This is a genomic window from Microvirga sp. HBU67558 (assembly GCF_018069605.1).
GTDB classification, from domain to species: domain Bacteria; phylum Pseudomonadota; class Alphaproteobacteria; order Rhizobiales; family Beijerinckiaceae; genus Microvirga; species Microvirga terrae.
This window is the reverse complement of record NZ_JAGPUP010000531.1, coordinates 18923-34727: the sequence shown is the minus strand read 5'-3', so window position 1 is coordinate 34727 and position 15805 is coordinate 18923. Positions and strand designations below refer to the sequence as shown.

Below are 15805 nucleotides of genomic sequence, written 5' to 3'. Positions count from 1 at the left end.
CGCCCCGGCGATTGAAGATGGGGTCAAGGAGAGCAAGGTCGCAACCAATTTTGAAGGCATTGAGTCCGGCAAATGATGAACGCTGACACGGCATCGGGAAGAGGCAAGCCTCGCACCAAAGGGCGCGACGTTCGCGACCAAGGGCTATTCCCGTCCGAGGCCGAGATCGCGCGCCGGCTCAGCCAGGAGCCCGCGGAGTGGGCTTCGAAAGCAAAGGTCTTGGAGCGGGAGGGCCTGCCAAAGATCGACCCGATTATGGGCGGTCGTCACTGGCCCTCCGTCAATGCCTATTTCAACCGGCGCTATGGACTGTCTACCATTGAGGTCTTCCCACCAGACGGAGAGGAGAACCTCGATGCAATCTGAATTCAAAGCGCCAGGGCTCAAGAAGCGGCCGAACAAGGACGGAACGATCCGCCTTTATTGGGTCGCGAGAGCCGATCTCGTGAAGGCTGGTTACGAGCCGGAGACTATCCCACTTCGATACGACATTACAGATCCCGAACAGCATCCGCTGATCACGGCCGCTTGTATGCGGTATCAGGCGGAGATGCTCGAATGGTCCTCCGGCCGGAAGCGGGAACTAAACCGCTTTGACGGAACACTTCTGTCCCTCTCTCGGAAGTATCAGACCGATCCGGCGAGCCCCTTCCAGCGCTGCAAATGGAACACGCGCGAGAAGGATACCTATACCCTCGCTATCATTGAGAAGGCCTTCGGCAAGCGCACCCTATCGGCTCTGAAGATCGGCGACTTCTATCGTTGGTACGATGAAGTGAAGAAGCCGAAGATGCCCGGAGGCCCGGAGCGGATCCGGAAGGCTCACGGCATTATCGCGATGTTGCGGCGCCTCTTTGCCTATGGCGTCATGGCCGAATTAACCGGATGTGCTCGTCTCAAGGCGATCCTCGACGAGGCGCGTTTCCAGCAGCCGAGCCGCCGGCGGGTCCGGCTAGAGATCCACCATCTCCAATCCTTCATTCCGAAGGCTCTCGAGATGGGACGCCTATCCCTCGCCCTTGGGACGGCTATCCAGTTCGAGACGACGATGCGTCAGCGGGACGTAATCGGCGAGTGGGCTCCGCTCGATCCAGGCGAGCCGGAGAGCGGTATCGTCATGAACCGGCGCCGTTGGGTCAACGGGCTCACATGGGCTGATATCTCGGATCGCCTCGAGATCCGGAAGGAAACGACGAAAACGGGCGCGATCGTCGCGCATGATCTGAATTATTGCCCTCTAGTCCTCGGACTTCTGGATAAGGTGCCGCCAGAGCGCCGCGTCGGACCGCTAATCATCGACGAGAAGGCCGGCCGGCCCTACGCTGATGACGCCTACGGCAGGGAATGGCGCCTCGTCGCTCGCGCAGCCGGGATTCCGGATCACGTCTGGAATATGGACGCTCGAGCCGGCGGCGTCTCCGAAGCCGACGAGGCCGGAGCAGATACGGATAGCATTCGTGCTCAGACAGGGCACACTCAGTCTTCTACGACGGAACGCTACAAACGTGGCGGGAACATCGAGAAGTCGCGAAAGGTAGCGGAGCTTCGAATCGCTCACCGGAACGCGAAGAACGGGGCCTGAACAGCCCATAGGGAACGTGATGAGGAACGTGGGGAACGCGAGATCAGAGGCAGGACGTTGAAATCCTTATCCACCAATGAGTTAGGTGGAGCGGGCGATGGGAATCGAACCCACGACATTCAGCTTGGGAAGCTGACGTTCTACCTCTGAACTACGCCCGCGTTGCACTATTCATATCCGGCCTTCCGGCGATCCGGCAAGGGGGTTCGACCGGAGTTCCGGCGAAGATCAGCGGAAATGCTTGGAGAGCTTCAACCCTTGCGCCTGATAGTTCGAACCGGCGCCCGCGCCGTAGAGCACCCTGGGGCGCTCGGCCATGCGCTCATAGACGAGCCGTCCGACGATCTGCCCATCCTCGAGGATGAAGGGGACGTCGCGGGAGCGGACCTCGAGCACCGCGCGGGCCCCCTCCCCTCCCGCTTCGGCATGGCCGAAGCCCGGATCGAAGAAGCCGGCATAATGAACCCGGAACTCCCCCACCAGAGGATCAAAGGGCACCATCTCGGCGGCGTAGTCCGGCGGCACGTGCACGGCCTCCTTAGAGGCGAGGATGTAGAACTGGCCCGGATCCAGGATCAGGGTTCGGCTGGCATCGGCATAGAGTGGCTCCCAGAAGTCCGCGACGCGGCATGAGCCGGGCTTGTCCACGTCGACCAGACCCGTATGGCGCTTGGCCCGGTAGCCGATGAGGTTGTCGGGGCCGAAGCCCGCAAGATCCACGCTGACCGCGACCCCGTCCTGGATCGACGGCTCGGTCGAGGTCACGACCCGCTCCCGCTCGTGCACGGCCAGGAGCTCGGCATCGCTCAGGCGAACATCGCCCTTGCGCAGGCGCAGCTGCGACAGCCGCGTGCCGGTCCTGACCAGCACGGGAAAGGTCCGCGGCGAGATCTCGGCAAAGAGGCGTCCCCGATATCCGGCCCCGATGGTGTCGAATTCCTGGCTCCGGTCGGTGATCACGCGGGTGAACACGTCGATGCGGCCGGTCGAGCTCTTGGGGTTTGCCGCCGCCGACAGATCCTCCGGCAGGGCCAGCTCCTCCTGCAGCTCGGCAATATAGACGCTGCCGGTCTCCAGGATTGCCCCCTTGCCGAGGTCGATCTCGTGAAAGCTCAGCTGGTCGAGCCGATCCTGGACCGTATGGTTGCGGCCCGGCAGGAAGCTGGCGCGCACCCGGTAGGCCCGGCGCCCGAGCCTGAGATCGAGGCTCGCCGGCTGGACCTGGTCGGACGCGAAGGGCGTCTCCGGCCTGATGGCCCCTGCCTCGGCCAGGTGCATGATGGCATCAGCCGATTGGATCCCGTCCTTCAACGCAACCATGTCCGTCTTCCGAGGGGCCTGCCCCCAATTGAATGTTGAGCCTGGCAATATCTGTAAGGATTGCTGCGGAATTCTCAACGGCTTTCGGCGTCCTGGGGATACGATATCCCGGCGAAGGAGGCTGGACCCATTCGCCGCCCGGTCGATTGACGGGGCTCGAAGGCCGCCGTACCAGAACCGCATGGAATTCTTCGACCGGCGTGAGGCAAGCTCATGTATAAAGCCGTGACCCGCGGCATCTCTGTGACGGTGACGCCCCGCTACATGCCGGAAGAATCCTCCCCCGATCAGAACCGCTACTTCTTCGCCTATACGGTCGAGATCATCAACACGAGCCTGGACAGGGTCCAGCTCCGCGCCCGCTACTGGCGGATCACCGACGAACACGGTCAGGTCCAGGAGGTGCGCGGCGCCGGCGTGGTCGGCGAGGAGCCGGTGCTGGGTCCCGGGGAGAGCTTCAGCTATACCAGCGGCTGCCCGCTGCAGACGCCGAGCGGCACCATGCAGGGCACCTACCTGATGGAGACCGCCACCGGCGAAACTTTCGAGGCCGAAATCCCCGCTTTCTCGCTCGATATACCCCGCACCAAGCGCGTGCTGCACTGAGGTTCCTGATGTCTTCTACCGGTCTACGGCTGACGCCGCTCGAGATGCTGGCGAAGCTGGTGTCGTTCGACACCGTGAGCTCGAAGTCGAACCTGCCACTCATCGAGTTCGTCGAAAGCTATCTGCAGAGCTGGAACGTGCCCTATGTGCGCGTGCCCAACGAGTCCGGCGACAAGGCGGCGATCTACGCCACTCTTGGACCGCGGGACCAGGGCGGGATCGTGCTGTCGGGTCACACCGACGTGGTGCCGGTCACCGGCCAGGCGTGGACGTCCGACCCCTTCACGCTCCGGATCGAGAACGACCGCGCCTACGGGCGCGGCGCGGTGGACATGAAGGCGTTCGACGCACTGGCGCTCGCGCTGATCCCGGAGTTCCAGGCCGCCGGTCTCACGACGCCGATCCACATCATGCTCTCTTACGACGAGGAGACGACGTGCCTCGGCGTCGTCGATACGATCCGCCGTCTCGGACATGACCTTCCCATGCCGAAGGCTGTGATCGTCGGCGAGCCGACGATGCTGGAGGTGGCGGACGCCCACAAGAGCGTGGTCACCTTCTCGACGACGGTGCATGGTTTCGAGGCCCATTCGTCGAAGCCTTATCTCGGCGCCAGCGCGGTGATGACGGCGGCCGAGCTGATCGCCGAGCTCAACCGCATCGGCGACGACATGATGGAGCGCGGCGACGCCAGCGGGCGCTTCGATCCGCCTTACACGACGGTGCATGTGGGCACGATCTCGGGCGGCACGGCGCGCAACATCCTGTCGAAGACCTGCACCTTCCATTGGGAGTTCCGCGGGCTGCCGAACCTCGACCCGCACGAGATTCCGGATCGTCTCAACCGGTTCGTCGAGGAAGTCGCCCTGAAGCGCCTCAACCGTTTCGGCGAGTTCGGGCGGATCGAGACCATCCTGCACGCCGACGTGCCGGGTCTCGCGCCGGATCCGGGCTCGGCCGCGGAGGTTCTGGCGCTGCGCCTTGCAGGCCGGAACCACACGCAGACCGTGCCCTTCGGCACGGAAGCGGGCCACTTCCAGGCTGCGGGCATTCCGACCGTCGTCTGCGGTCCAGGCTCCATCAATCAGGCGCACCAGCCGGACGAGTACATCACGCTGGAACAATTCGAGGCGGGCCTCGCCTTCATGCGCCGGCTTGCGGCGACCTGCGCGAATTCCTGAGCGCCCCTGCCGTCATGGCCTGGCCTGTCCCGGCCATGACGGAAGATTGGACATCAAGCCTCGGACTTCGCGATCTCGGCTTCGACCTCGGCCGGATCGAGATCATAGAAGCGCGAGCAGAACTCGCACGTGATACCGATGCGGCCGTTGTCTCCGACCATGTCGCGGCGGTCCTCGGGGGAGAAGCGGCGCATCATGCCCATGATGCGCTCGTGCGAGCAGGTGCATTCCTCGTGCACGTGCTGGCCCTCGAAAACGCGCACGCCCCGCTCATGGAACAGGCGGTAGAGCAGCGTCTCGCTGGAGACAGTCGGATCGACAAGCTCATGATCCTCGACCGTGCCGACCAGGGATTTGGCTTCGAGCCAGGCATCGTCCTCCGAGGGCGCCGCCAGATCGTTCGACGGATGCCCCTCGGGGATGTCTCCGGGATGCAGGTCGGCCTGCCGCAGACGGTCCGGGGATGACGGCAGGAACTGGATCATCAGGCCGCCCGCGCGATAGGTGTGGCGGCCGTTCTCGAACTGCTCCGCCACGGCCAGGCGCACCTGAGTCGGGATCTGCTCGGACTGACGGAAATACTGATGGGCCGCCTCCTCGAACCCCTGACCCTCGAGCGCGACGACGCCCTGGTAGCGGCTGCGCTCGGAGCCCTGATCGATCGTCATGGCGAGGTAGCCTGAGCCGAGGAGTTCGCCGCTTCCCGGCGACGTGCTTCCAAGAGCCTCGAGCCTGTCCTTGTCGAAGCGGGCCGTGGCGCGCAGGCGGTCCGGGGCGTTGAAGTCCACCACCACCATGTCGATGATGCCGTCCGTCTTGGTCTGCAGCTGGAAGCGTCCCTCGAGCTTGAGGGATGCGCCGAGCATGACCGTCAGGGCGGCCGCCTCGCCGATGACGCGGGCCACCAGGTCGGGATAGCCGTGGCGGGCCAGGATCGTGTCGATGGAGGCCCCGAGACGCACCACGCGCCCGCGCACGTCGAGCGGCTCGACGGCGAAAGGCAGGACGACGTCATCGTTTCCTTCAAGCGGGGCTGAACTCATGCGCTTGCTGCTCCGAGGCACCATGCCAGGATGCCCTTTTGTGCGTGAAGCCGGTTCTCGGCCTCGTCGAAGACCACGGATTGCGGACCGTCCATGACCTCATCCGTCACCTCCTCGCCGCGATGGGCGGGCAGGCAATGCATGAAGATCGCGTCCTTGTCGGCCACGCCCATGAGCCTGCCGTTGACCTGATAGGGCTTCAGCAGGTTTTGGCGGCGGAACTCGTCGTCGTCGCCCATGGAGACCCAGCAATCGGTGACGACCGCATGGGCGCCCTCGGCGGCTTCGAAGGCATCGGTGGTCACGCCGATCTTGGCCCCTTCCCGTTTCGCCCAGGACAAAAGCTCGGGACGGGGAGCAAGTTCCGGCGGAGACGCGATGTTCAGGGTGAAATCGAGCCGGGCGGCCGCATGGATCCACGAGGCGAGCACGTTGTTGGAATCGCCCGTCCAGGCGACCGTCTTCCCTTCGATGGAGCCGCGATGCTCCTCGAAGGTCATGATGTCGGCCATGATCTGGCACGGATGCGTCACCTTGGTCAGGCCGTTGATCACCGGAATCGACGCATATTGGGCCAGTTCCGTCACCATGGCATGGTCAAGGGTGCGGATCATGATGGCGTCCACGTAGCGCGAGAGGACCCGGGCCGTATCGGCGATGCTCTCGCCGCGGCCGAGCTGCATCTCCTTGCCGGTGAGCATGAGGGTCTCGCCGCCAAGCTCGCGCATGCCAACGTCGAACGACACGCGGGTGCGGGTGGACGGCTTGTCGAACACCATCGCCAGGACCTTGCCTTCGAGCGGGCGGTCCTTGGCCTTCTCGCCCCGCCGGCGCTTGGCCTTGATGTCCAGGCCGATCTGAAGGAGGTGCCGGATCTCCGCGCCGGAAAAGTCGCTGAGATCGAGGAAATGACGGGTCTTCATTGAACTGCTCCCGGCTGGGCGGCTGCCTGCTGACCAGCTTCGATGGCCGCGCAGGCGGCATCCAGACGATCGATGGCCTCTCCGAGATCGGCCTCGGTGATGATCAGCGGCGGCAGGAGACGGACGACATTGTCGCCGGCCCCGATCACGACGAGCTTCTGGTCGCGGGCGGCGCTGACGAAGTCCGTGTTGGGCACGACGGTGCGCAGACCCATCATGAGGCCTTGGCCCCGCACCTCGGCGATGACGCTGGGATGGCGGTCCTTCAGCTCGGCGAGGCGCTGCTTGAGCAGCAGGCCCTTGCGCTCGACCCCGTCGAGAAAGCCGGGTTCGAGGATCACGTCGAGCACGGCGTTGCCGACCGCCATGGCGAGCGGATTGCCCCCGAAGGTGGTGCCGTGGGTGCCCAGCGTCAGGCCCTTGCCGGCCTCGGCCGTGGCGAGGCACGCGCCCAGCGGGAAGCCGCCGCCGATCCCCTTGGCCACCGTCATGATGTCGGGCGTCACGCCGCTCCATTCATAGGCGAACAGCTTGCCGGTGCGGCCGACGCCGGTCTGGATCTCGTCGAAGATCAGGAGCAGTCCCTGGCTGTCGCACAGGGCGCGCAGCTCGCGCAGGAAGGAGGCCGACACGCTCCTGACGCCGCCCTCGCCCTGGATCGGCTCGATCATGAGGGCTGCCGTCTGCGGGCCGATCACCGCCTTGAGAGCCTCGAGATCCTCGGGCGGCACCTGGTCGAACCCCTGCACCTTGGGACCGAAGCCCTCCAGGTACTTCGGCTGGCCGCCGGCCGCGATCGTGCCGAGCGTGCGGCCGTGGAAGGCGCCCTCGAAGGTCACGATGTGGAAGCGCTCGGGGTTGCCGTTCACATAATGGTAACGGCGGGCCATCTTGATCGCGGCCTCGTTCGCCTCGGCGCCGGAATTGGTGAAGAACACGTAATCCGCGAAGGTGGCGTCGACGAGCCGCTGGGCGAGGCGCTCGCCCTCGGGGATCTGGAACAGGTTGGAGCTGTGCCAGATCCTGGCGGCCTGCTCGGACAGGGCCTTGACCAGGTGCGGATGCGCGTGGCCGAGGGCATTCACCGCGATGCCGGCGCCGAAATCCAGATATCGCTCGCCATCTCGGCCGTAGAGCCAGGGGCCCTCTCCCTTCTCGAAGGAAAGCTCGGCGCGGGCAAAAGTCGGCAGCAATGGCGATGTCACGGGTTGTCTCCGCCTGAAGAGAGGCCCAAGGTCGCACCCGGGCCCGAAAAAGAAAGCGCCGCCCCAACGGGGGCGGCACGGGAAGGGATTCTAACGAGGTGCGGGACCCTGTCAATTCAAGAGAAATGAAGTCACTCATCACAAGGAATTTTTGCCGATTTCGGGCCAGGGTGAGTTCCTTGGGGAAAACGACAGGGCCTCAACGGGGACTCTTGCGCCCGAGTCCACCCATCCTGTACCTTCGGGGTAGTCGAGTACAGCATTCGTGCCACGGCATTCACCCTCAGGAGCGATCCTCGCAACGCGGTCGGACACAAAACCCTGTCCGCGAGGCATCCGGGATTCTGAGCTTGACGCCTGTCGCGAAGGAGGAAAGTTTAAAAATGATGGATGCGGGCGGAACTTGGACGGACGAGCGGGTCGAGCTTCTCAAGAAGCTCTGGACCGATGGTTTGAGCGCGAGCCAGATCGCCGCCGAGCTTGGCAACGTGACCCGCAACGCGGTGATCGGCAAGGTTCACCGCCTCGGCCTGTCCGGCCGGGCCAAGGATGCGAAGCCTGTCGCTTCGGCGGCCGCCCGTCCCCGCAAGGCGACCCGCGCCCCGAGCGCGCCGGCTCCGATTGCGCCCCAGCCGCACAACAACAACGTGGTGCTGGCCCCGATCCCGCTGCAGCCCGCGGCCGAGGAGCCCGTGGTGTTCGCCGAGGACGAGGTCGCCATCCCCATGTCCGAGCGGGTGACGATCATGGATCTGCGCGAGTCCATGTGCCGCTGGCCCATGGGCGACCCGACGAAGCCCGAGTTCCGCTTCTGCGGCGCCCGCTCGATCACGGGCCTGCCCTATTGCACCCATCACGCCCGCATCGCCTACCAGCCAGTGGCCGACCGCAAGCGTGAGCGCAGGCTCGCCCGGGCCTGAGGACAATCGTTTCAAGAAAAAGGCCGCGCCGACGATGTCCGGCGCGGCCTTTTGCGTTTTTGCCCTTGGCCCGTCACAGAATCCTGCAGAACCACCGGTCCGACAAAAAAGCAAGGGGGTAACGATCGGATCTCTCTTCCGTCGTCACCGGCCTTGTGCCGGTGATCCCGATCGTAAGGGCTCGGTGCCTCACCGGATCGGGATGACCGGGACAAGCCCGGCCATGACGTGGGGTGGAACGGCAACTTCGGGATCGGGAGAGTTGCGCTCTCAGAATGCGTCAGGCGCTCGCCGCCTGCTGCTCCTCGCGGGCGAAGGTCTCGTCGAAGGAGTAGCCGGCGCCGCGCACGGTCCGGATCGGGTCGGGGCGGCGCGGCAGGCCGATGGCCTTGCGCAGGCGGCCCACATGGACGTCGACCGTGCGTTCGTCGATATAGACGTCATGCCCCCAGACGGCGTTGAGCAGGTGCTCGCGGGAGAAAACGCGCCCGGGGCTCTGCATCAGGAACTCGAGCAGCCGGAACTCGGTCGGTCCCAAGTGCAGCTCCTGGCCGGCACGCCGCACCCGGTGGGTCTCGCGGTCGAGCTCGATGTCACCGGCCTTGAGCAGGGTCGCGATATGCGCGGGCTTGGCCCGCCGCAGCAGCGCACGCACGCGGGCCAGCAGCTCCGGCACCGAGAAGGGCTTGACGATGTAGTCGTCGGCGCCCGTGGAGAGGCCGCGGATCCGGTCCCCCTCCTCGCCGCGCGCCGTGAGCATGATCACCGGCAGGCGTTCGGTCTCGGTGCGGGCGCGGATGCGCCGGCAGAGCTCGATTCCGGACAGGCCGGGCAGCATCCAGTCGAGCAGCACGATGTCGGGAACCTGCTCCCGGAGGCGGATCTCCGCCTCGTCGCCGCGCGAGACGCTGTCAACCTCGTAGCCTTCGGCTTCGAGGTTGTAGCGCAGGAGCAGCATCAAGGGCTCCTCGTCCTCGACGATCAGAACGCGCGGTCCCATGCATCAGGCTCCTGCTGCGACCGTCGTGTCGATGGAGCGGTCGTTCTTGGGCCGGTCGATGGCCAGCGTCTCGCCCGTCACCAGGTAATGCACCGTCTCGGCGATGTTGGTGGTGTGATCGCCGATGCGCTCGATGTTCTTGGCGCAGAACAGGAGATGCGTGCAGAACGAGATGTTGCGCGGATCTTCCATCATGTAGGTGAGGAGCTCGCGGAACAGGGACGTGTAGAGCGCGTCGATGGCACCGTCGCGCTTCCACACGTCCAGGGCCTTCTCGGTATCCTTCTGCGCATAGGCGTCGAGCACGTCCTTGAGCTGGCCGAGGACGAGATCGCCCATGTGCTGGAGGCCGACGACGATCTTCTGCGGCTGGAAGTCGTCGCCGATCGCCAGGGCCCTCTTGCCGATGTTCTTGGCCATGTCGCCGATGCGCTCGACGTCGCCGGAAATGCGGATGGCCGAGATCGTCTCGCGCAGATCGACGGCCAGCGGCTGGCGTCGGGCGATGGTCAGGATGGCGCTCTCCTCCACCTCGCGCTGGAGAATGTCGAGGCGCTTGTCGGAGATCACCACGGTCTGGGCCAGCGCCTTGTCGTGGCGGACGAGCGCCGCGATGGACTCGACGAGCATCTTCTCGGCGATGCCGCCCATCTCGGAGATGCGCTGCCGGAGACCCTGAAGGTCGTTGTCGTAGGAGCTGACGATATGTTCCGCCATTGGATTAAGTCTCCCTCGAAGAGCTTCGATCAGCCGAAGCGGCCCGTGATATAGTCCTGAGTCTGCTTCTTGGTCGGGTTCATGAACATCTTGGTCGTGGGCCCGAACTCCACGAGCTCGCCGAGATACATGAAGGCCGTGAACTGCGAGATGCGTGCGGCCTGCTGCATGTTGTGCGTGACGATCACGATGGTGAACTCGGAGCGGAGCTGCTCGATCAGCTCCTCGATCTTGCCGGTGGAGATCGGATCGAGGGCCGAGGTCGGCTCGTCGAGCAGGATCACCTCCGGCCGCTGGGCAATGGTGCGCGCAATGCACAGGCGCTGCTGCTGGCCGCCCGACAGGCCCATGCCGGACTGGCGCAGCTTGTCCTTCGCCTCGTCCCAGAGCGCAGCCTTGCGCAGCGCTTCCTCGACACGGTCGTCGAGCTCGGATTTCGGCAGCTTCTCGTAAAGGCGGATGCCGAAGGCGATGTTGTCGTAGATCGACATGGGAAACGGCGTCGGCTTCTGGAACACCATGCCGACGCGGGCGCGAAGCTCGTTCACATCGATCGAAGGCGAGAGCACGTTCTGCCCGTCGAGCAGGATCTGTCCGTCCGCGCGCTGCTCGGGGTACAGGCTGTAGATGCGGTTGAAGGTGCGCAGCAGGGTCGACTTCCCGCAGCCCGAAGGGCCGATGAGAGCCGTGACCTGCCGGTCGTAGAAGTCGAGCGAGATGTCCTTCAGGCTGCGGAAATCGCCGTAGAAGAAGTTGAGGTTCTTGACCGCGATGCGCACCGGCGCGCCGGTATCGGCCGCGGCCGCATTGCCGATGGCGCTGCTCGTGTTGAGGGCGATGGTGCTCATCGGGCTTTATCCTTGTTCAGGAGGAGGCGCGCCACGATGGACAGCGCCAGGATCGACAGGGTGATGATGAGGGCGCCGGCCCAAGCCAGCTCGCGCCAGTTCTCGTAAGGCGAGAGCGCAAACTGGAAGATCATGACCGGCAGGTTCGAGACGCCGCCCATCAGGGTCGGGCTGAACCAGAAATTGTTGTTGAGCGCAGTGAAGAGCAGGGGCGCCGTCTCGCCGGCGATGCGGGCGGTGGCGAGCAGCACGCCCGTGACCATGCCGGCGCGGGCCGCCTTCCAGCTGATCTTGATGATGACCGTCGACATCGGGGCCCCGAGCGCCGCCCCGGCCTCGCGCAGAGAACCGGGCACGAGGCGCAGCATGTCCTCGGTGGTGCGCACGATGACGGGAACCGCGATGATGGCGAGCGCCACGCCGCCGGCCCATCCGGAATAGCCGCCCATCGGCTGCACCATGAGCATGTAGACGAAGAGGCCGATGAGGATGCTGGGCGCGGCGAGCAGGATGTCGTTCACGAAGCGGATGATCTCGGCAAGCTTCGAACCCTTGCCGTATTCGGCGAGATACGTGCCGGCCAGCACGCCGACGGGCGTGGCCACCACGATGCCGAGAACGGTCAGGATCAGGCTGCCGACGATCGCATTGGCAATGCCGCCGCCCTGGCTTCCGGGACCGGGCGTCGTCTGCGTGAACACGGCAGGCGAGAGACCGCCGATGCCCTCGACGAGAAGCATGAGCAGGATCCAGCCGAGGACGAAAGCGCCCAGGACGGTAAAGAGCGTGCAGATGATCTTGAGGGCCTGGTCGGCCACATGGCGGCTGCGGCGCACCCGGCCCCAAGGGGCCGGAGCGGTCGTCGACGGCTTCGCCGGCGTGCGGGTCTGGAGAGCGGTATCCATCATGAACCTCCTACCCGACCTTCACGCGCGCCACCAACAGGCGGGCGAGCACGAGCACGGTGAACGTGACTAGGAACAGGATGCAGCCCAGCGCCATCAGGGCGTTGAGCTGGAGGCCGATGGCCTCGTTGAACTCGTTGGCGATGCGAGACGCGATGGTGGATCCGGGATCGAAGACTGAGCCCGACAGCCGGTTGGCATTGCCGACCACGAAGGTGACGGCCATCGTCTCGCCGAGCGCGCGGCCGAGTCCGAGCATGACCGCTCCGATGATGCTGACGCCCGCCTGCGGCAGCAGCACGTTGCGCACCACCTCCCAGGTGGTGCAGCCGATGCCGTAGGCGCTCTCGCGCAGCACGGATGGGATCTGATCGAGAATGTCGCGCGCGATCGACGCGATGAACGGGATGATCATGATCGCCAGGATGATGCCGGCCGTCAGGATGCCGACGCCGGAGGGCGTGCGCGCATAAAGAATGGTGCCCACGATGGGCATGCCCTCGACGATGTTCGACACGGGGATCTGCACGTAGTTCGCGAAGAGAGGCGCGAAGACGAAGAGGCCCCACATGCCGTAGATGATGCTGGGCACCGCCGCGAGCAGCTCGATGGTGGTCGCCACCGGACGCTTGAGCCAGGGCGGGCAAAGCTGCGTCAGGAAGATCGCGATGCCGAGCGACAGGGGAACGCCGATCACGAGGGCGATCAGCGCCGTCGACAGGGTGCCCACGATGGCCACCCAGGCACCGTACTGGTCCTCGTTGACGTTCCAGACGCTCGACGTGATGAAACCGAAGCCGAACTCGCGGAAGGCCGGCAGGCCTCCATAGATCATGGCACCGATGATGCCCAGGAGCACGATCAGCACCAGGAGGGCCGATCCGAGGCTTGCGAGCCGAAAGATCCGGTCGAAGCCCGGTTGGGAGGATCGGCGGGCGGGAGCATCCGCGCGCGTCACGAGACGTTCTTGCGAGAGAGCTGTCATTCGCCGATCCGCTTTGTTGTTCAATCGACCGAGATCAGATTACTGCTTGAAGACGGGCTGGCCCGACGCGTTCTTGATCTCGCTCGCCCAGGTGGCGCGAACCTGATCCTTCAGCTGGCTCGGGAGCGGCACGTAGTCGAGCTCGACAGCCATCTGGTCGCCGTTCTTGAAGGACCAGTCGAAGAACTTCAAGGCCTCCGCCACCTGCTCGGGCTTCTCGGGGGTCTTGGGCACGAGGATGAAGGTCGGCGCCGTGATGGGCCAAGCCTCGTCGCCGGCCTGGTTCGTCAGCGAGATGCCGTAGCCGGGGGCCGACTTCCAATCGGCGTTGGCGGCGGCAGCCTGGAAGGTCTTGGCTTCCGGCGCCACGAACTTGCCGTTCTTGTTCTGAAGCTGCGCGAACGGGATGCTGTTCTGCTTGGCATAGGCGTATTCGACATAGCCGATCGAGTTCGGCACCTGCTTCACGAGAGCCGCCACGCCCTCATTGCCCTTGCCGCCCTGACCGACCGGCCACTGCACGGAGGAACCGGCGCCCGGGCCGCTCTTCCAGCCTTCCGAGACCTGCGACAGGTAGGTGGTGAACACGCTGGTGGTGCCCGATCCGTCGGAGCGGTAGACCGGCGTGATCGCCGCGTTGGGAAGGTTCACGCCCTGATTGACCTGGGCGATCTTGGCGTCGTTCCACTTGGAGATCTTGCCGTTGAAGATGTCGGCGAGCACCTCGCCCGTCAGCTTGAGCTGGCCGGCGCCCTGGACGTTGTAGACGGCCACCACGCCGCCCATGACGGCCGGGAACTGCACGAAGCCGTCCTTCTGCAGATCCTCGCCCTTCAGCGGAGCATCGGTCGCGCCGAAATCGACCGTCTTGGCCCGGATCTGACGGATGCCGCCGCTGGACCCGATGGACTGGTAGTTCATCCGGTTCCCGGTTTCCTTGTTGTAGGCCTCGGCCCACTTGGCATAGATCGGGAACGGGAAGGTCGCGCCTGCGCCCGTGATGTCGGCCGCAGATGCCGTGGTCGTAAGGCTCGCGACGGCAAGGCCGGCCGCAATGGCGTAGGACATAATCTTCACGATAGGTCTCCTGTTCATGCAAGAGCGACAGGCGGCTGAAAAGCCCGGGCCGTGTCTCGCGATGGGACAGCTAGGCCCGACGGATGTCTCCTCTACGACAGTTGGATGACAATTAGATGACACCCCCGAAGGATCCCTCGGAGCGGCTAAAAGCATCGCGACGGGACGGAACTATTGGCGCGGGCCGGCCTCCGGAAAGGTCGCCGTAAACCGGGCGCCCTGCCTGGGCTCGCTGGCGATAGCCAGCTGCCCCCGGTGACGGTTGACGATATGCTTGACGATGGCAAGACCCAGGCCCGTCCCGCCCTTGTCCCGGCTCTGCACGACATCGACCCGGTAGAACCGCTCGGTCAGGCGCGGCAGGTGCTCCGGGGCGATGCCGGGGCCGTAATCCTGGACCGAGAAGACGACCTGGGGCACCGGCCCGTCGATGCGGGCGACCTCGACATCCACCCTTCCACCGCTCTCGCCGTATTTCACGGCGTTCTCGATCAGGTTCTCGGCGATGCGCAGCAGCTCGTCCCGATCGCCGAGGACCAGAGCCGGACGGTCGGGCAGCGAGGCCTTGATGACCACCCCCCTCTCCCGGGCCAGCGGCGAGAGGGTTTCCACCATCTGAGAGGCGATCGTGGCGAGATCGACCGTCTGGGTGGGCGACAGGTGGGCGCGCATCTCGATCCGCGACAGGGACAGGAGATCGTCGATCAGGCGCTTCATGCGCTGCGCCTGCCCCTTCATGATATCGAGGAAACGCTCCCTCGCCCTCACGTCCTCGCGGGCGGGTCCCTGGAGGGTCTCGATGAAGCCGAGAAGCGAAGCCAGGGGCGTGCGCAGCTCGTGGCTCGCATTGGCCACGAAATCGGCCCGCATCGCCTCGAGGCGCCGGGCCGAGGTGAGATCGCGGAAGAACAGGACGACACCGGCCTGGACCTCCGCATCCGAGACGTCCGCCTGCAGGGGGCCGATATGCACCTCGAAGGTCCGTTCCGTCGGGATCCGCTCCGAATACTCGACCTTGAGGGGTTCGCCGGTCTCCAGCACCTCCTGGATGCCGTCGAGCACGTCCGGGCTGCGCAGGGCGAAGGATAGGGGGTGACCCGTCTTGAGGCCCGCCAGGAGGTCGTAGGCGGCCCTGTTGGCCTCGATCACCAGCGCCCGCTGGTTCACCAGGATGACCGGATCAGGGATCTGCGCCAGAACCGCCTCGGCGACGCTCGAGCGCGGGGACGCCTTCGTCTGCGACCTGACGGCCGTTCCGAGCGGGCGCTTGGGGCTCGCCACGAGGAAACCGGTGAGGATCGCCACTCCGGCCCAGACCAGAAGCCACCCATCCCCATAGCCCCGCACCAGCGCCACGGCGACCAGCACGAAGCAGGCGACGACCGCGCCGCGCAGGGCAGCGTCCCGGATCGGAGTGGCGCTCTGCCGGAGGGCGTCCGGCGTGAGGTCGTCAGGATCGGTCATCGGGCCAGGACGTCTCGGGGATGGGGCCT

The 15805-nt window shown here is 65.3% G+C and carries 16 protein-coding genes and 1 tRNA gene; 5 read left to right on the top strand and 12 right to left on the bottom strand.

Annotated features, from left to right (window positions below):
* The first annotated feature begins 72 nt into the window (after positions 1-72).
* Together KBI52_RS18080 and KBI52_RS18075 are read left to right on the top strand one after the other, a co-directional pair.
* Entirely contained in the window at positions 73-366 is a 294-nt protein-coding gene (locus KBI52_RS18080) for a hypothetical protein (protein WP_371823187.1), read from the top strand.
* Complete coding sequence (locus KBI52_RS18075; protein WP_210809164.1) at positions 356-1582, top strand: integrase; 1227 nt, start codon at positions 356-358, stop codon at positions 1580-1582. The genes KBI52_RS18080 and KBI52_RS18075 overlap by 11 nt, the downstream gene beginning before the upstream one ends.
* Positions 1583-1668: 86 nt before the next feature.
* Here KBI52_RS18075 and KBI52_RS18070 read toward each other — a convergent pair.
* Positions 1669-1743 (bottom strand) — tRNA-Gly (locus tag KBI52_RS18070).
* 67 nt (positions 1744-1810) lie between these two features.
* On the bottom strand, positions 1811-2902 hold the full coding sequence (locus tag KBI52_RS18065; protein ID WP_173947545.1) for a 2'-deoxycytidine 5'-triphosphate deaminase: 1092 nt from the start codon (positions 2900-2902) through the stop codon (positions 1811-1813).
* A 213-nt stretch (positions 2903-3115) separates the two neighbouring features.
* On the opposite strand from KBI52_RS18065, the gene apaG reads away from it, so the two are divergent.
* Together apaG and argE are read left to right on the top strand one after the other, a co-directional pair.
* Positions 3116-3508, top strand: a complete 393-nt coding sequence (gene apaG, locus KBI52_RS18060) for a Co2+/Mg2+ efflux protein ApaG (protein ID WP_173947546.1) — start codon at positions 3116-3118, stop codon at positions 3506-3508.
* A gap of 8 nt (positions 3509-3516) precedes the next feature.
* Positions 3517-4689: an acetylornithine deacetylase gene (gene argE, locus KBI52_RS18055; protein ID WP_173947547.1), complete on the top strand. Its 1173-nt coding sequence runs from the start codon at positions 3517-3519 to the stop codon at positions 4687-4689.
* Between the two features lie 53 nt (positions 4690-4742).
* Here argE and KBI52_RS18050 read toward each other — a convergent pair whose 3' ends face one another.
* Genes KBI52_RS18050 through KBI52_RS18040 form a run of 3 tightly spaced genes read right to left on the bottom strand, consistent with a single transcriptional unit; the run spans position 4743 to position 7860 of the window.
* The gene (locus tag KBI52_RS18050; RefSeq protein ID WP_173947548.1) at positions 4743-5732 is read right to left on the bottom strand and encodes an Hsp33 family molecular chaperone; all 990 of its coding nucleotides are present in this window, start codon (positions 5730-5732) and stop codon (positions 4743-4745) included.
* Complete coding sequence (argF, locus tag KBI52_RS18045; RefSeq protein ID WP_173947549.1) at positions 5729-6655, bottom strand: ornithine carbamoyltransferase; 927 nt, start codon at positions 6653-6655, stop codon at positions 5729-5731. The genes KBI52_RS18050 and argF overlap by 4 nt, the downstream gene beginning before the upstream one ends.
* Positions 6652-7860: an aspartate aminotransferase family protein gene (locus tag KBI52_RS18040; RefSeq protein WP_210809162.1), complete on the bottom strand. Its 1209-nt coding sequence runs from the start codon at positions 7858-7860 to the stop codon at positions 6652-6654. The genes argF and KBI52_RS18040 overlap by 4 nt, the downstream gene beginning before the upstream one ends.
* Before the next feature lie 383 nt (positions 7861-8243).
* Here KBI52_RS18040 and KBI52_RS18035 point away from each other — a divergent pair, with 383 nt between their 5' ends.
* Positions 8244-8780 (top strand): GcrA family cell cycle regulator, encoded by a 537-nt coding sequence (locus tag KBI52_RS18035; protein WP_173947551.1) that lies wholly within the window; start codon positions 8244-8246, stop codon positions 8778-8780.
* A 280-nt stretch (positions 8781-9060) separates the two neighbouring features.
* On the opposite strand, the gene phoB is transcribed toward KBI52_RS18035, so the two are convergent.
* From phoB to KBI52_RS18000, 7 genes are all read right to left on the bottom strand, one after another.
* Complete coding sequence (phoB, locus tag KBI52_RS18030; RefSeq protein ID WP_173947552.1) at positions 9061-9780, bottom strand: phosphate regulon transcriptional regulator PhoB; 720 nt, start codon at positions 9778-9780, stop codon at positions 9061-9063.
* A gap of 3 nt (positions 9781-9783) precedes the next feature.
* Positions 9784-10497 carry a phosphate signaling complex protein PhoU gene (gene phoU, locus KBI52_RS18025; RefSeq protein ID WP_173947553.1) on the bottom strand — a complete coding sequence of 238 codons (714 nt, stop codon included), beginning with the start codon at positions 10495-10497 and terminating at the stop codon, positions 9784-9786.
* A gap of 29 nt (positions 10498-10526) precedes the next feature.
* Positions 10527-11345: a phosphate ABC transporter ATP-binding protein PstB gene (pstB, locus tag KBI52_RS18020; RefSeq protein WP_210809160.1), complete on the bottom strand. Its 819-nt coding sequence runs from the start codon at positions 11343-11345 to the stop codon at positions 10527-10529.
* Entirely contained in the window at positions 11342-12250 is a 909-nt protein-coding gene (gene pstA, locus KBI52_RS18015; protein WP_173947555.1) for a phosphate ABC transporter permease PstA, read from the bottom strand. Before pstA ends, pstB begins: the two co-directional genes overlap by 4 nt.
* Before the next feature lie 10 nt (positions 12251-12260).
* The gene (gene pstC, locus KBI52_RS18010; protein ID WP_210809157.1) at positions 12261-13235 is read right to left on the bottom strand and encodes a phosphate ABC transporter permease subunit PstC; all 975 of its coding nucleotides are present in this window, start codon (positions 13233-13235) and stop codon (positions 12261-12263) included.
* 39 nt (positions 13236-13274) lie between these two features.
* Entirely contained in the window at positions 13275-14312 is a 1038-nt protein-coding gene (gene pstS / locus KBI52_RS18005) for a phosphate ABC transporter substrate-binding protein PstS (protein WP_210809155.1), read from the bottom strand.
* A 171-nt stretch (positions 14313-14483) separates the two neighbouring features.
* The gene (locus tag KBI52_RS18000) at positions 14484-15776 is read right to left on the bottom strand and encodes an ATP-binding protein (RefSeq protein WP_210809153.1); all 1293 of its coding nucleotides are present in this window, start codon (positions 15774-15776) and stop codon (positions 14484-14486) included.
* Between the last annotated feature and the right edge of the window lie 29 nt (positions 15777-15805).

What these genes read in the sequence shown, in the direction of transcription:
- KBI52_RS18050 (WP_173947548.1), bottom strand. Translation starts at nt 5,732, where the DNA reads ATGAGTTCAGCCCCGCTTGAAGGAAACGATGACGTCGTCCTGCCTTTC.
- KBI52_RS18080 (WP_371823187.1), top strand. Translation starts at nt 73, where the DNA reads ATGATGAACGCTGACACGGCATCGGGAAGAGGCAAGCCTCGCACCAAA.
- argF (WP_173947549.1), bottom strand. Translation starts at nt 6,655, where the DNA reads ATGAAGACCCGTCATTTCCTCGATCTCAGCGACTTTTCCGGCGCGGAG.
- KBI52_RS18065 (WP_173947545.1), bottom strand. Translation starts at nt 2,902, where the DNA reads ATGGTTGCGTTGAAGGACGGGATCCAATCGGCTGATGCCATCATGCAC.
- KBI52_RS18075 (WP_210809164.1), top strand. Translation starts at nt 356, where the DNA reads ATGCAATCTGAATTCAAAGCGCCAGGGCTCAAGAAGCGGCCGAACAAG.
- phoB (WP_173947552.1), bottom strand. Translation starts at nt 9,780, where the DNA reads ATGGGACCGCGCGTTCTGATCGTCGAGGACGAGGAGCCCTTGATGCTG.
- pstB (WP_210809160.1), bottom strand. Translation starts at nt 11,345, where the DNA reads ATGAGCACCATCGCCCTCAACACGAGCAGCGCCATCGGCAATGCGGCC.
- pstA (WP_173947555.1), bottom strand. Translation starts at nt 12,250, where the DNA reads ATGGATACCGCTCTCCAGACCCGCACGCCGGCGAAGCCGTCGACGACC.
- apaG (WP_173947546.1), top strand. Translation starts at nt 3,116, where the DNA reads ATGTATAAAGCCGTGACCCGCGGCATCTCTGTGACGGTGACGCCCCGC.
- pstC (WP_210809157.1), bottom strand. Translation starts at nt 13,235, where the DNA reads ATGACAGCTCTCTCGCAAGAACGTCTCGTGACGCGCGCGGATGCTCCC.
- phoU (WP_173947553.1), bottom strand. Translation starts at nt 10,497, where the DNA reads ATGGCGGAACATATCGTCAGCTCCTACGACAACGACCTTCAGGGTCTC.
- KBI52_RS18035 (WP_173947551.1), top strand. Translation starts at nt 8,244, where the DNA reads ATGATGGATGCGGGCGGAACTTGGACGGACGAGCGGGTCGAGCTTCTC.
- argE (WP_173947547.1), top strand. Translation starts at nt 3,517, where the DNA reads ATGTCTTCTACCGGTCTACGGCTGACGCCGCTCGAGATGCTGGCGAAG.
- KBI52_RS18000 (WP_210809153.1), bottom strand. Translation starts at nt 15,776, where the DNA reads ATGACCGATCCTGACGACCTCACGCCGGACGCCCTCCGGCAGAGCGCC.